Annotated in this window: 20 protein-coding genes; 15 read left to right on the top strand and 5 right to left on the bottom strand. The window is 44.2% G+C overall.

The annotated features are described in order from the left end of the window. Positions 1-29: 29 nt before the first annotated feature. The 13 genes from MKX71_RS18945 to MKX71_RS18885 all read left to right on the top strand — a co-directional run bounded on the left by MKX71_RS18945 (position 30) and on the right by MKX71_RS18885 (position 9,154). Positions 30-191, top strand: a complete 162-nt coding sequence (locus MKX71_RS18945) for a hypothetical protein (protein ID WP_003227706.1) — start codon at positions 30-32, stop codon at positions 189-191. A 232-nt stretch (positions 192-423) separates the two neighbouring features. Continuing rightward, positions 424-1,212: a formate dehydrogenase accessory sulfurtransferase FdhD gene (gene fdhD / locus MKX71_RS18940; protein ID WP_003227709.1), complete on the top strand. Its 789-nt coding sequence runs from the start codon at positions 424-426 to the stop codon at positions 1,210-1,212. Positions 1,213-1,227: 15 nt separating this feature from the next. Continuing rightward, on the top strand, positions 1,228-2,253 hold the full coding sequence (gene moaA, locus MKX71_RS18935) for a GTP 3',8-cyclase MoaA (protein ID WP_003243488.1): 1,026 nt from the start codon (positions 1,228-1,230) through the stop codon (positions 2,251-2,253). 191 nt (positions 2,254-2,444) lie between these two features. Beyond that, a complete protein-coding gene (gene rapB / locus MKX71_RS18930; protein ID WP_003227715.1) occupies positions 2,445-3,578 on the top strand; it encodes a response regulator aspartate phosphatase RapB in 1,134 nt (377 codons plus the stop codon). Positions 3,579-3,732: 154 nt separating this feature from the next. Beyond that, positions 3,733-4,212 (top strand): hypothetical protein, encoded by a 480-nt coding sequence (locus MKX71_RS18925; protein ID WP_003244390.1) that lies wholly within the window; start codon positions 3,733-3,735, stop codon positions 4,210-4,212. Positions 4,213-4,284: 72 nt separating this feature from the next. Continuing rightward, positions 4,285-4,473 carry a stress response protein CsbD gene (csbD, locus tag MKX71_RS18920; RefSeq protein WP_015251021.1) on the top strand — a complete coding sequence of 63 codons (189 nt, stop codon included), beginning with the start codon at positions 4,285-4,287 and terminating at the stop codon, positions 4,471-4,473. Between the two features lie 220 nt (positions 4,474-4,693). After that, entirely contained in the window at positions 4,694-4,957 is a 264-nt protein-coding gene (locus MKX71_RS18915) for an ABC transporter (protein WP_231573524.1), read from the top strand. Between the two features lie 203 nt (positions 4,958-5,160). Next, entirely contained in the window at positions 5,161-5,319 is a 159-nt protein-coding gene (locus MKX71_RS18910; RefSeq protein ID WP_120363539.1) for a hypothetical protein, read from the top strand. 194 nt (positions 5,320-5,513) lie between these two features. Further along, complete coding sequence (gene ureA / locus MKX71_RS18905; protein ID WP_003227724.1) at positions 5,514-5,831, top strand: urease subunit gamma; 318 nt, start codon at positions 5,514-5,516, stop codon at positions 5,829-5,831. Then, entirely contained in the window at positions 5,828-6,202 is a 375-nt protein-coding gene (gene ureB, locus MKX71_RS18900; RefSeq protein ID WP_041850426.1) for an urease subunit beta, read from the top strand. Before ureA ends, ureB begins: the two co-directional genes overlap by 4 nt. Beyond that, a complete protein-coding gene (ureC, locus tag MKX71_RS18895) occupies positions 6,199-7,908 on the top strand; it encodes an urease subunit alpha (protein WP_049140963.1) in 1,710 nt (569 codons plus the stop codon). The genes ureB and ureC overlap by 4 nt, the downstream gene beginning before the upstream one ends. A gap of 134 nt (positions 7,909-8,042) precedes the next feature. After that, on the top strand, positions 8,043-8,444 hold the full coding sequence (locus MKX71_RS18890; RefSeq protein ID WP_003227734.1) for an Rrf2 family transcriptional regulator: 402 nt from the start codon (positions 8,043-8,045) through the stop codon (positions 8,442-8,444). A gap of 68 nt (positions 8,445-8,512) precedes the next feature. Next, positions 8,513-9,154, top strand: coding sequence for an NAD(P)-dependent oxidoreductase (locus MKX71_RS18885; RefSeq protein WP_029318720.1), 642 nt, complete (start codon positions 8,513-8,515; stop codon positions 9,152-9,154). 34 nt (positions 9,155-9,188) lie between these two features. On the opposite strand, the gene MKX71_RS18880 is transcribed toward MKX71_RS18885, so the two are convergent. Beyond that, entirely contained in the window at positions 9,189-9,572 is a 384-nt protein-coding gene (locus MKX71_RS18880) for a DUF5362 family protein (protein WP_014478231.1), read from the bottom strand. Between the two features lie 144 nt (positions 9,573-9,716). Between MKX71_RS18880 and mta the strand changes: the two genes are divergently transcribed. Continuing rightward, positions 9,717-10,490: a transcriptional activator Mta gene (mta, locus tag MKX71_RS18875; protein WP_029726051.1), complete on the top strand. Its 774-nt coding sequence runs from the start codon at positions 9,717-9,719 to the stop codon at positions 10,488-10,490. Positions 10,491-10,510: 20 nt separating this feature from the next. Here the strand turns inward: mta and cls are convergent, their stop codons facing one another. Further along, positions 10,511-11,959, bottom strand: coding sequence for a cardiolipin synthase (gene cls, locus MKX71_RS18870; protein ID WP_003243311.1), 1,449 nt, complete (start codon positions 11,957-11,959; stop codon positions 10,511-10,513). 242 nt (positions 11,960-12,201) lie between these two features. Here cls and MKX71_RS18865 point away from each other — a divergent pair, with 242 nt between their 5' ends. Then, positions 12,202-12,636, top strand: a complete 435-nt coding sequence (locus MKX71_RS18865; protein WP_003244359.1) for a DUF5392 family protein — start codon at positions 12,202-12,204, stop codon at positions 12,634-12,636. Here the strand turns inward: MKX71_RS18865 and MKX71_RS18860 are convergent. The 3 genes from MKX71_RS18860 to MKX71_RS18850 all read right to left on the bottom strand — a co-directional run bounded on the left by MKX71_RS18860 (position 12,633) and on the right by MKX71_RS18850 (position 13,908). After that, a complete protein-coding gene (locus tag MKX71_RS18860) occupies positions 12,633-12,764 on the bottom strand; it encodes a hypothetical protein (RefSeq protein ID WP_032729201.1) in 132 nt (43 codons plus the stop codon). The two genes, MKX71_RS18865 and MKX71_RS18860, sit on opposite strands and share 4 nt — an antisense overlap. Before the next feature lie 158 nt (positions 12,765-12,922). Next, the gene (locus MKX71_RS18855) at positions 12,923-13,420 is read right to left on the bottom strand and encodes a DUF5362 family protein (protein WP_339231491.1); all 498 of its coding nucleotides are present in this window, start codon (positions 13,418-13,420) and stop codon (positions 12,923-12,925) included. Then, positions 13,417-13,908, bottom strand: coding sequence for a GNAT family N-acetyltransferase (locus tag MKX71_RS18850; protein WP_072692832.1), 492 nt, complete (start codon positions 13,906-13,908; stop codon positions 13,417-13,419). The genes MKX71_RS18855 and MKX71_RS18850 overlap by 4 nt, the downstream gene beginning before the upstream one ends. Positions 13,909-14,011 lie beyond the last annotated feature (103 nt).

The following is a 14,011-nucleotide window of genomic DNA, read 5'->3' as shown; positions in this document are numbered from 1 at the left end:
GAATGATACCCTAAAAAGGGGTTGAACATATGAAATTATTCGGAATGATTTTTCTTATAGCCACCGTTGCATTCATATTGCTTGGTGTTCTTCTAAAACTGGCAGCCTTCTTTTTTGTCAGCATTCTCACCTTGATCGCAGCTATTGTGCTGTTTACGGTTCTGAAAAAGAATCAGCATAATCAAACATAGAGTCCTTTATATAGAGGGCTCTCAGCGTGTCGACAAACCCCGCGTTCGTTGTCAATGCACATTGGTAAAAGGAACGGCGGCTAAATGCTTAGGCGCCCTGCCTAAACACCGCCGTCATCACATCCTGTGAAAGCCCTTTATATAGAGGGCTCTTTTTGTGTCTCAGAATTCGACAAAATCCGAGGAGTGTGAAAAAATATAAAGGCAGGAACATTGCGGAGGGGAAGAGACATTGAACGATAAAGTAACTGCGGTCAGGGATGTATGGCGCTATGAACAAGGGGAAATAAGCAAAGTAGAAGACCGGATGGTGACGGAATTCCCTTTGACAGTGATACTGAATGGCAGTGAATTTGTGACGCTCGTTTGTACGCCTGAGCATATCGAAGAGCTTGTCATCGGATTTCTCGCATCAGAGGGTGTTATACGATTTCAAAAAGAAATTAAAAGGTTTACAATAGATGAAAGTCTCGGTTTTGTATATGTCGACCTCGTTCACCCTGAGACATTGGATCAAAAGGATTATACGAAACGGGTGATCGGCTCATGCTGCGGAAAGGGCCGTCATTTTTATTTTCAGCAGGATGTCAAAACAGCCAAGACGGCTGTCAGCCAAATCAAGATATCGCCTGAGGCATGTCTGGCGCTTATGAAAGACATGCAGCAAGGGAGCGGGACGTTTCAGGATACGGGAGGCGTCCATAATGCGGCGCTTTGCGACACAGAGAAGCTTCTGTTGATGCGCACCGATATCGGTCGGCACAACGCACTTGATAAACTATACGGACACTGCCTTCTAAACGGGATGTCCGTACGCGACAAACTGATTGTGTTCAGCGGCAGAATCTCATCAGAGGTCCTGTTAAAAGCGGCCAAAATCGGCGTGTCGATTGTCATTTCCAAATCGGCCCCGACGGAGCTTGCGATTCAAATGGCTGAAGAATTGAATATCACAGCGATTGGATTTGTCAGAAACGGATCATTTAATGTATATACACACCCTGAGAGAATCAGGGAGTAGGAAGGGGCTGTAGCTATGATTACAGAGTCGCGTCAGATGTTGGATAAAAGAAACAGACCGCTGAGAGACCTTCGCATTTCTGTTACAGACCGCTGCAACTTCCGATGCACGTACTGTATGCCCGCCGAATTATTCGGCCCGGATTATCCTTTTTTAAAGAAAGAGGAGCTGCTTTCATTTGAGGAGCTGGAACGGCTTGCGACATTGTTTGTCACAAGATTTGGCGTTGAAAAAATCCGCTTGACCGGCGGAGAGCCCCTCATGAGAAAGGATATGCCGGAATTAATCAAAAAACTGGCCCGCATACCGGGTATTCGTGACATCGCGATGACGACAAACGGATCACTGCTGCCTGTTTATGCTAAGAGGCTCAAGGAGGCTGGGCTGAAAAGGGTTACGATCAGCCTTGATTCTTTAGAAGACGAGCGTTTTAAGAAGATAAACGGGCGCGGTGTTTCTGTCAGCAAGGTGCTGGAAGGCATTGAAGCGGCGAAGCAAGCGGGGCTCGGTGTTAAAATCAATATGGTCGTTCAAAAAGGCGTCAATGAAAAAGATATACTGCCTATGGCCCGTTATTTTAAAGAAAAAGGGCATATCCTGAGATTCATTGAATTTATGGACGTAGGCAACACCAACCAATGGGAAAAGAAAGACGTCATGACAAAGGCGGAAATCATAGATTTGATCAATAAACACATGCCGGTTGAGCCGATAGCGCCTAATTATATAGGCGAAGTGGCTTCCAGATTCCGCTACTTGGACGGCTCCGGAGAAATTGGCGTCATATCATCTGTATCTGATGCATTCTGCGGATCTTGCAACAGAGCCCGTCTTTCTGCGAGAGGAGAGCTGTTTACCTGCTTATTCGCTTCAAGCGGATTTGACCTCAGAGCTCCGGTTCGCCAGGAATTAAGTGATGACGAACTATCAGAAATGATCGGGACAGTATGGAAAAATCGGATCGATCAGTATTCAGTCGATCGTACGCTATCAAAAGCATCTGGCAAAAAGAAAGTGGAAATGTCTTATATTGGCGGTTAATTTGAAGTCAAAAGCTTATCGGCACTGTCCGGTAAGCTTTTTTATTAGAATCCGAGTGCAAAAAATACGTAGAAAAACCGAAATATATAAGGATAGGCATAAAGAAGGAATCATTGTAAGAAAATTTAATTCCAAAGCCATACATTATGATAAAATATAACCAATTAGAAAATAGAAAGGGTTGGAGGGGCATGGCCGCGTACGAGATCCCGTCATCTCAAGTAGGAGTGAAAATCAATAAGTGGTATAAGCACATTTTAGCATTTCAAGTGGCTGATGCCGTAAAGCTGAAAGAAGAAATTGATCTAGATATCGAACAGATGGAAGAGGATCAGCTGCTTCTCCTGTATTATCAGCTGATCAGCTACCGGCACCAAATTATGCTGGATTATGTAAAGCCTGACCTGCACGAGGAATCTCAGCTTCAATATCGTGAATTGATCAAAACGCTGGAAAGCAATCAGGACAGCATCTCCGGATTATCTGAGTATTATTTTCACTTGTTTAGAGGAATGTACGAATTTGAACAGAACAATTACATCTCGGCTATATCCTTTTATCGGAAAGCTGAGAAGATGCTTGCGTTTGTAGAAGATGAAATTGAAAGAGCGGAATTTCATTTTAAAGTGGCGGAAGTCTTTTATATTATGAAGCAGACGCACTTTTCCATGAACCATGCTGTACAGGCGCTGGAGACGTATAAGGCTCACGATTTTTACAGAGTCAGAAGAATTCAATGCCATTTCGTCATATCAGGAAACTACATTGACTACAGAAATTATGAAAAAGCGCTTGAACATTTAGATGACGCGTATCGCCTTGCTTTATTGGAAGGACAGCCCCGTTTGATCGGATCAGCCCTTTATAATATTGGTAATTGCTATGATGACAAGGGGGAGCTGGATCAGGCCGCCGAATACTTTGAAAAAGCGCTTCCTGTCTTCGAGGATTATCAGCTGGAACAGCTTCCAAAAGCGCTCTTCAGCCTGACTCGCGTTCTTTTCAAAAAACAAGATAGCGAAGCCGCGATACGGTACTATGAAAAAGGGATTGCCATTGCCCAAAAACGAAACGACTTCTTCAGTCTGGCAAAATATAAATTTCTGCAGGCATTATATGTGGAATCTGTCAATTTGAATATGATTCAAGAAGTATTTGATTATATGGAAGAAAAGGGCCTGTATGTATATATTGAAGAATTTGCTTTAGATGCTGCCTCTTATTTCAGTCATCGCGAACAATATAAAGAAGCGGTGTATTTTTATGAAAAAGCGGTCAGCATGAGAGAGATGATTCAAAGGAACGATTGTTTATATGAAGTATGAGACAAAACCATCTGCTGGCAGATGGTTTTTTTTATGCAAAAAAAGGGGAGCATCGGAACGTTTATTTCCGGGGAGAACAGGAAAAATCGCTACAGCACTGTTTTTTGAACAAAAGCCGTTTTGGGATGCAGATATGCATGTGAGGGGGAATTCAATGTTTGGTTTTAATGATATGGTGAAGTTTCTGTGGTCTTTCCTCATTGTTCTGCCGCTTGTACAGATTATACATGTTTCAGGGCACAGCTTTATGGCTTTTATTTTTGGCGGAAAGGGATCGTTGGATATAGGCATGGGAAAAACGCTGCTTAAAATTGGACCCATACGGTTCAGAACGATTTATTTTATCGATTCTTTTTGCCGGTACGGGGAGTTGAAAATTGACAATCGATTCTCAAATGCACTCGTGTATGCAGGGGGCTGCTTGTTTAACCTCATCACGATTTTTGCAATCAATCTGCTGATTATACACAGTGTATTAAAGCCGAATGTGTTTTTCTATCAGTTTGTCTATTTTTCTACGTATTATGTGTTTTTTGCCCTGCTGCCGGTCCGATATTCGGAGAAAAAGTCATCAGACGGGCTGGCGATATACAAGGTGCTCCGTTACGGAGAGCGCTACGAAATCGATAAATAACATTAGAATGTTTATTGCCTCTCAGATCGGGAAGGTAACAAGTACACACATAATTGAGAGGGGAGAATTAACATGGGTAACGATAGTGTAAAAGACAAAATGAAGGGCGGCTTCAATAAAGCCAAAGGAGAAGTGAAGGATAAAGTCGGAGATATGGCTGACAAAACGGACATGCAGGCTGAAGGCAAAAAAGATAAGGCAAAAGGCGAAATCCAAAAGGATATCGGGAAAGCCAAGGATAAATTTTCAGATAAAGATTAATCGTACGGAAGAGGCAGGAAACGAAATGTTTCTTGTCTTTTTTTGTTCGCTTTTTCTGATGTGAATAAATATAACAAAAAAAGAAGCTGATTTGGTCAATGTAACTAAATTTTTTAAATATTCTTTGAATTAATAGGCCTCTTCTATATAATAATGACATAAGTTGTAAACTTTTATAACATCATTTGAAGAAATCAAACAAAGGGGTTTTGATGACGGAATGTACTGCACCGAAGAAAGTGTCGGAAGCAACGGGAGTGCGAAAAAACAGTTGATATCGACACAAGCGGGGATTCGTTCAATGAGGGCCGGATTTCTTCACTCGTTAAGAGGAACGGTGGCGATCAGCGAATTGACCGTCCATGATGCGGAGTTAATGGCAATAGTCGGGTTCTCGGTATCGTGGAGGACGGCGCCTCAGACTGGACTCCATGCCATGCTTCCGGTTGCGGAGCAAAACAACGGGCTGCCATCAGGAATATAACGTCTGGTTATGATCAATCGATGGTTTTGCACAGCCTTAGCTTCGCCCGGGGCAGATTGTCGCTGTATTAGGCCGAAATGGAGTCGGCCATCCACTCCATAGGCCTGCTTCCGGCTAAACAGGGGGGCTATTTATTTTAATCAAACGTTTGTTCAAAGCGAAAAGGCGGCCAACAGCAGCAGCTTGCAATCGCCAGAGCGCTGATGGTAAATCTGAAAAATATTTTACTTAATAAACAATTGGAAGGAATTCAGATTTTAATTGTCGAACTAGTCAGACAAGTTATTATAGAAATTTCCAGAAAAAAAGACATTTGTTATCTTAGTCGAGCGCAGTCTGGAAAACGCGTTAATCTGTGCTGACTATCTTTCTGTAATCGACAGGGGAACGGTTGTTGACCATGGCAAGGCTGATGAAGAAACGGCATGCCGCTTTGAAAGGCATCTTTCCGTATGACCCCCATTCTCGAAGAAAGGGAGGTGATGTCCCGCCTGACTGTTCCGCAAATTCGTAGTAGCCGCATCTGCTTTATATGACAAAAGAAGGAGGACTACAGATGAAACTGACACCGGTTGAACAAGAAAAATTGCTCATTTTTGCAGCGGGGGAATTAGCCAAACAGCGAAAGGCGCGGGGCGTTCTGCTGAACTATCCTGAGGCTGCTGCTTATATCACCTGCTTTATTATGGAAGGCGCACGTGATGGGAAGGGAGTAGCAGAGCTGATGGAAGCCGGCCGCCATGTATTAACGGAAAAAGATGTGATGGAGGGGGTGCCTGAGATGCTTGACAGCATTCAGGTGGAGGCCACATTTCCGGATGGAGTAAAGCTTGTTACGGTACATCAGCCAATTTCTGCGGAGGTGAAGTCATGAAGCCGGGAGCATTTCAAATTGTTGAGGGAACCATTACGATTAATGAAGGGCGTGAGATACGGGAGGTAACGGTAAAAAACACCGGATCACGCTCCATTCAAGTCGGTTCGCATTTTCATTTTGCGGAGGCCAACGGGGCTTTATTATTTGACCGTGAGCTGGCGATCGGCATGCGTCTTGATGTTCCATCAGGCACGTCGGTCCGTTTTGAGCCTGGAGAGCAGAAAACGGTCTCACTAGTGGAAATCAGAGGACGCAAGACAATTAGAGGGCTGAACGGAATGGCCGACACGTTTATCGATGAACGCGGCAAAGAAAAAACGTTGGCCAACTTAAAACAAGCCGGCTGGATGGAGGGTGTAATCCGATGAAAATGTCACGGGAGGAATATGCGGAACTGTTTGGCCCGACAACGGGCGATAAAATCAGATTGGGCGACACGGATTTATGGATCGAAGTCGAAAGGGATTTCACAGTATATGGTGAAGAAATGATCTTTGGCGGCGGAAAAACAATCCGCGACGGCATGGGCCAAAACGGCAGAATCACAGGGAAGGACGGCGCTTTGGATTTGGTTATCACCAACGTCGTGCTATTGGATTACACAGGCATTGTCAAAGCGGATGTCGGTGTGAAAGACGGCCGGATTGTCGGTGTCGGAAAAAGCGGAAATCCTGATATCATGGATGGAGTCGATCCACACATGGTCATCGGAGCGGGGACAGAGGTGATTTCCGGTGAAGGCAAAATTTTAACAGCCGGGGGAGTGGACACGCACATTCATTTTATTTGTCCTCAGCAGATGGAAGTTGCGCTTTCTTCAGGTGTGACGACCCTTTTGGGAGGCGGAACAGGACCCGCTACAGGAAGCAAAGCGACAACATGTACGTCCGGGGCGTGGTATATGGCGAGGATGCTGGAAGCGGCCGAGGAGTTTCCGATCAATGTCGGCTTCTTAGGAAAAGGGAATGCATCCGATAAAGCGCCGCTGATCGAGCAGGTGGAAGCAGGCGCCATCGGCCTTAAGCTCCATGAAGACTGGGGCACGACGCCAAGCGCCATTAAAACGTGTATGGAAGTCGTGGACGAGGCTGATATTCAAGTTGCCATCCATACCGATACGATTAACGAAGCGGGCTTTTTGGAAAACACGCTCGACGCGATCGGGGACCGGGTTATTCATACTTATCACATTGAAGGGGCAGGCGGCGGCCACGCTCCGGATATTATGAAGCTGGCCTCTTACGCGAACATTCTGCCGTCATCTACAACGCCAACCATTCCTTATACCGTTAATACGATGGATGAGCATCTTGACATGATGATGGTCTGCCACCATTTAGATGCGAAAGTGCCTGAAGATGTGGCATTCAGCCATTCCAGAATCAGGGCGGCGACGATTGCCGCGGAGGATATTCTCCATGATATAGGTGCGATCAGCATGACATCATCGGATTCCCAAGCGATGGGGCGGGTCGGTGAAGTGATCATCCGAACATGGCAGGTAGCCGATAAAATGAAAAAACAGCGCGGCGCTCTTGCCGGTGAAAACGGGAATGACAATGTGCGCGCAAAACGGTACATTGCCAAATACACGATTAATCCGGCAATTACGCACGGGCTCAGCCATGAGGTCGGCTCGGTGGAAAAAGGGAAGCTTGCTGATCTCGTTCTGTGGGACCCGGTATTTTTCGGCGTGAAACCGGAACTGGTCTTAAAGGGCGGCATGATTGCACGTGCGCAAATGGGAGATCCGAACGCGTCCATCCCGACTCCTGAACCGGTTTTCATGCGCCAAATGTATGCTTCTTACGGAAAAGCCAACCGCTCAACCTCGATTACATTTATGTCTCAGGCAAGCATAGAGCGTGGTGTGGCAGAAAGCTTAGGGCTGGAAAAAAGGATTTCTCCAGTCAAAAATATCAGAAAGCTGAGCAAGCTGGATATGAAGCTGAATTCGGCTTTGCCAAAGATTGAGATTGATCCAAAAACCTATCAGGTCTTTGCTGACGGGGAGGAATTGTCTTGCCAGCCTGTCGATTATGTCCCACTTGGACAAAGATATTTCTTATTTTGATAAGACGCGGCCGGAGTGCATCCGGCCGTTCTATTGACTAAAAACGGTGCACAAAACCCGTGTATTTAGTGTATATTAGATGTTGACAAACGAATCAAATGTAACTATTATAGTTACAACGGTGGTGAAAAAACATGATTAACAGCCGTCTTGCTGTTGCCATTCATATTTTATCCCTCATCTCGATGGATGAAAAAACATCTTCAGAAATCATTGCTGACAGTGTCAACACAAATCCGGTAGTTGTGCGAAGAATGATCAGCCTGCTGAAAAAAGCTGATATTCTCACATCACGCGCAGGGGTGCCGGGTGCAAGCCTCAAAAAAGATCCTGCTGATATTTCTCTTTTAGAAGTGTACCGGGCTGTCCAAAAGCAAGAAGAACTCTTTGCGGTTCATGAAAACCCGAATCCGAAATGTCCGGTAGGGAAAAAAATTCAGAACGCTCTGGATGAAACGTTTGAAAGTGTGCAAAGAGCGATGGAAAATGAACTGGCGAGCAAGTCATTAAAAGATGTTATGAATCATCTCTTTTAATCAAAAGGGATGACTTCTCACCGCTAACATGTAACTAAAATTGTTACAAATAAGGAGGAAAATGAAAAATGAAAATTGGTATTATAGGCGCAAGCGGGAAAGCGGGAAACGAGATTTTGAAAGAAGCGAAAACAAGAGGCCATGAAGTGACAGCCATCGTCAGAAACGCTTCAAAAGTGCAGGGGCAGGACGTAGCGGTTTTGGAAAAAGATGTGTTTGAACTGACTGCGGAAGACATCAAGCCTTTCGACGCAGTCGTAAACGCTTTTGGAGCAGCACCCGGCCAGGAACATCTTCATGTTGAAGCAGGAAGAGCACTCATCAACATCTTAAAGGACGCGAAGCGCACAAGATTGCTTGTTGTTGGAGGAGCGGGAAGCCTGTTTGTTGATGAAGCCAAAACAACCCGTTTAATGGATACGCCGGAATTTCCGAAAGAATATTTGCCAACTGCATCAAATCAAGGCGAGAACCTGAAAGATTTGCAGCAGACAGACTCCATTTCCTGGACGTTCCTCAGTCCTGCGGCATTTTTTGATCCGGCAGGAAAACGGACTGGCTCTTACCAAAAAGGAAAAGACAATGTCATCGTAAATGCAAAAGGCGACAGCTATATCAGCTATGCAGATTATGCCATTGCCGTGTTGGACGAGCTTGAACATCCCGAACACAAAAATGAACGCTTCACAGTGGTAAGCGAAGCGGAATAATAAAAAACCCGGAGCCAGCTCCGGGTTTTTCTCATTAATAAGTGCTGTACGTATCGCTGAAAAGGCCGTCAGCAATCCCAAGCATTAAAAAGATGAAGAAGGCGATAATCGCAAGAATGGATACAGCAATGCTTACGATCAAATAAATCCCTTGCATCTTTACGAATTTCGCGTAATTCTCCAGCATTAAGTCTTCAGACTGTCCGCTATTGTGTTCAGCCATTTGGCCTGCTTCCCTAGCTGACCTCATCAAAAAGATACCGGAAATAATTTGCAGTACGCCTGGCACGGCACCGATTAGAAAAATGAACGCGCCTGAAAGCGCGGTAATTGCGCCCATAATAATAAATAAAATGCCTGTAGCTTTTCCCCATTTCGAAATGCTGATGAGGGTTTTGTTCATTGTTTCAGGATTCATGTATACTGGCTCCCCTTTACAAAAAAATACTCACTTTTCTTTTATACACTATTTGTGAGAAGTTTTGTATATAGAAAATAACATTTTGGGGATTGACCCTAACGTTGCGTGATTGTTTACGATAAAAAAGAGGAGGTGTTATGTATGAAATATCAAGTTAAACAAGTGGCGGAGATATCAGGCGTTAGCATTCGGACGCTTCATCACTATGACAATATTGGGCTTCTGAATCCTTCAGCGCTTACTGATGCTGGGTATCGTTTGTACAGTGACGCAGACCTGGAAAGACTGCAGCAGATTTTATTTTTCAAGGAAATCGGGTTTCGTTTGGATGAAATTAAAGAGATGCTGGATCATCCGAATTTTGACCGGAAAGCGGCACTTCAGTCGCAAAAGGAGATATTGATGAAGAAAAAACAAAGAATGGATGAGATGATTCAAACAATTGACAGGACGCTTTTGTCCGTTGATGGAGGGGAAACGATGAATAAGAGAGATTTATTTGCCGGATTAAGCATGAAAGACATTGAAGAGCACCAGCAGACATACGCTGATGAAGTCAGAAAGCTGTATGGAAAGGAAATCGCAGAAGAAACAGAGAAAAGGACATCTGCATACTCGGCAGATGATTGGCGCTCGATCATGGCTGAATTTGATTCGATTTACAGACGAATTGCGGCGCGAATGAAGCATGGGCCCGATGATGCAGAGGTTCAGGCCGCAGTGGGGGCATTTCGCGATCATATTTGCCAATATCATTACGATTGCACACTCGACATTTTCAGAGGACTCGGGGAAGTGTATATCACTGACGAGCGATTTACCGATTCAATCAATCAATATGGAGAAGGTCTTGCCGCTTTTTTGCGGGAGGCGATCATCATTTACTGTGACCATCAGGAAAACCCCCGGCCGTAAAGGCCGGGGGTTTGCACATCTTATAAGATCGGCGACAACAGCCGCGAGACGGATTCTTTTATTCGAATCCACAACGGGCGCTGCAGATACTCCTCATAGGTGAATTTTCTGGATACTAGCAAATCTTCTTTAAAAGTTGAAACCAGTTTTTTAGCAATGGTGATATCGTAAATAAATGCATTAACCTCAAAATTCAGCCTGAAGCTTCGGACATCAATGTTCGCTGTGCCGACTGAAGCGATTTCGTCATCCACCACGATGGTTTTCGCGTGAATAAAGCCGTTATCGTAAATATAGACAGTGGCTCCGGCTTTCAGCAGATCGCCGATATACGAAAGTGTTGCCCAGTATACAAAGGCGTGATCAGGCTTGTTCGGAATCATAATGTTAACGTCAATGCCCGAAAGGCAAGCGATCCTTAAAGCATCCAGCAGGCTTGCATCTGGGATAAAATAAGGTGTTTGTATCAAAATGGAACGCTTGGCGTTCGAAATCATTTTGATGTAGCCATTTTTAATTTGTTCCCATTCCGAATCAGGGCCGCTTGTGACAATCTGCATCCCGACGTTGCCTTTTGGGCCGTAATCAGGAAAGTGATTTGGAATATATGTCAGCGTATGGTGATGAGAAGCTTGGTTCCAGTCAAGGATGAACCGTGTTTGGATGGCGTGTACGGCCGTTCCTTGCAGCCGGATATGCGTATCCCGCCAATAACCGAATTTCGGATTAAGCCCTAGATACTCATCTCCGACGTTAAAGCCTCCGACATAACCGGTCATACCGTCTATGATCACAAGCTTTCGATGGTTCCGGTAATTCAGCCGCAGGTTAATCGGCCTGAGCTTTGACGGGAAAAAGACCTCCACATGCCCGCCAGCCTCGCGAAGCTCTTTAAAAAACTTTTTTCTCAGCGTTCTGGACCCGAGTTCATCATAAAGCACTCTGACCTGAACACCTTCTTTTGCCTTTTGGATGAGAGCGTCCCGCAATTTTTTGCCTAATTCATCGCCTTTATAAATATAATACTGTAAATGGATATGATCCTTAGCCTTTGAAATGTCACTCAGCAGCCGCTGAAATTTATCCCGTCCATCTGTAATGACGTCAACTGAATTATCCTCTGTAAACACAGCATGGTTATTCATAATCAGCATATAAATTAAATCTTTGTTATCAAAGGTTGCCCGGTTGTTAAACTGAAATTGCTTGGTTTCTAAATCTTCAAGCTGATGCTTCAGCAGCCTTTCAATTCCAATCTTTTTCCGGTCTTCCCATTGAAACAAATGCTTGCGTCTGAGATTATGGCCGAATAATAAGTATAAAATAAAGCCTAAAACGGGAATAAAGAAAAGAACAAGCAGCCACGCCCAAGATGCACTGGCATCGCGCCGTTCTTTGAAGATGACAATGATGGCCAAAAGAATATTTAAAATGAAAAAAAGTGATAAAAGGATGGAAGAAATACTCACTTTGTAACCCCGCTCATTCATATTTATCAAGAAGATTGCCATTAGTATTCCATGAATAACAGTGATCTGATTCCCATTACAAATTATAACACTCACATTTTAAAAGAATAAAGAGCGGCGATCCAGATTCTTCGTGAAAAATACGGGCAGATTTCTTTAAAACCAGCTTGCACCTGCGTTAAAATAAACACATATGATAACGTTCGTGAAGCTTGAAACATCAAATAAAGGGGGAGGATTATATGAACTTTTACAGAGTCGAACAAATGCCGGGGTTCATCAAAACAGAAATGCAAAAAATTCAAAAGGCCGTACAGCCTTTCATGAAAAAAACCGTCATTTACCGTTTTCTTGCTATTCCGCTTGCTGCATTCTCTCTCTTTAATTTAGCTGCTTTTCTATTTCATGCTTCAGCTGACAGGGAGTCCCTGATCAGCGCAGGCATATTCGCCCTTTTGGCGGCGCTCGGGCTCGCATTTTTTAAAGAGGCAGGCTATCAGCATAAACAAATCCAAAAAACGGTTCACATCTATATGCTGAACAGGATCAAAAAGAGCGAAATCCTTTCAGAAGAGCGGAAAAGCTCCTATGCACGACAAATAAAGGAAGAGCCTTTTGCGATGCGGAGTTTTGTTGAATTTTTGACTGAGGAAGACAGACGCAAAAAAATGTATTAAAGAAGAGCTGCACCCGGATTGTTGAGTTTTTCCAGACGATCCAGGTGTGTTTTTTTGCATGCAGACACCCGAAATAAAAAGTGCGGTTTCGGATTGATTCCGACTTCATCCGTTTTTTTGATATTCATTTCTGGGTAACAGCGTTGCTTTGTTGATTTCCTCTACTAGAGATGTCTATTGTATGCTTGCTTCAGGATTTGGTGTTTACGCCGGCCTGCTTTGAATAGTCAAATAAAATAGGCATGGTTCCGTTTATATGGAACTCATGCCCTGTCCTGTCTCATCATTATTCAAACACCGGATCATCCTCATAATAATAAGAATCCGGATCATCATACGAAGGCGTGTTCTCAAAAGCAGCAATGCCGATTACCACCAGCACGAAAATGGCTACAATGATCCCGATCAGGACAGTAACGATACTAGATGCTGCATAAAACAGCTGCATTTTTATAAATGTCCCGTAATTTTCAAGCATGCTTTCGCCAGCGCTGCCGGCTAGATTTCCTTCGGTTTCCGCGGCTGCTTTTGCTGAGCGCATCAAAAATACGCCTGATATAATGAGCAGTACGCCCGGGATGGCGCCAATCACTGTCATCAAAGCAGACAGAGTGACAAGCGATCCCATAATGATTAACAAGATGCCAGAAATTTTGCCCCACTTGGCAATGTCGGATAGCGACTTGACAGCGGAGGCGCTCAGCTGGCGGGTCTCCTGTTCAACAAGGCTATTTTCTTCATTATGATGTTCAATTTCGTTTTCATCTTTATCCAGACTAATCATGAAAGCTCTCTCCCTAAAATTTTTAAATCGTATCTTTTCCCGTCCATTTCGGCGATGCCGGGGAATAGTCCCCATTCTGCAAACCCGTGCTTTTCAAACAGCTTCAGGCTTGGTTTATTATGCCCGAAAATGAAGGCCATAAGTGAGCGGATGCCAAGATTCGGGGCAATGCGGAGCGCTTCTTGAAGCAAATATGATCCAACACCTTTGCCGCGGCATGCTTCGTCAATGTATATGCTGACCTCCGCTGTTTTATTATAGGCTGGCCTTCCATAAAATGTTTCAAAGCTGATCCAGGCAGCGACGTTTCCGTTTTCGTCCTCGGCCACATAGAGCGGGCGTGACTCTGTATGTCCCAAAAACCATTCCATCCGGTCTTCAGGAGTTACCGGTTCGGTATCGGCTGTTACCATTCGAGAAGCAATCGTTGAATTATAAATCGCTACAACAGCCTCCAAGTCTTTATGTTCAGCAAGACGCAATGTCATGTTCATACGTTTTTGGCACTCCTCTCAAAAAAAATACATATTTTCGTTCAGTCTGTGCAAACTACATCTAAAAAAGTTTTTTTGGATAGGTTGTATATATTTT

This window comes from Bacillus sp. FSL M8-0071 (genome assembly GCF_037975455.1).
GTDB lineage: Bacteria > Bacillota > Bacilli > Bacillales > Bacillaceae > Bacillus > Bacillus subtilis.
The sequence above is the reverse complement of the archived record's forward strand: the minus strand, read 5'-3'. Positions and strand labels throughout refer to the sequence as shown.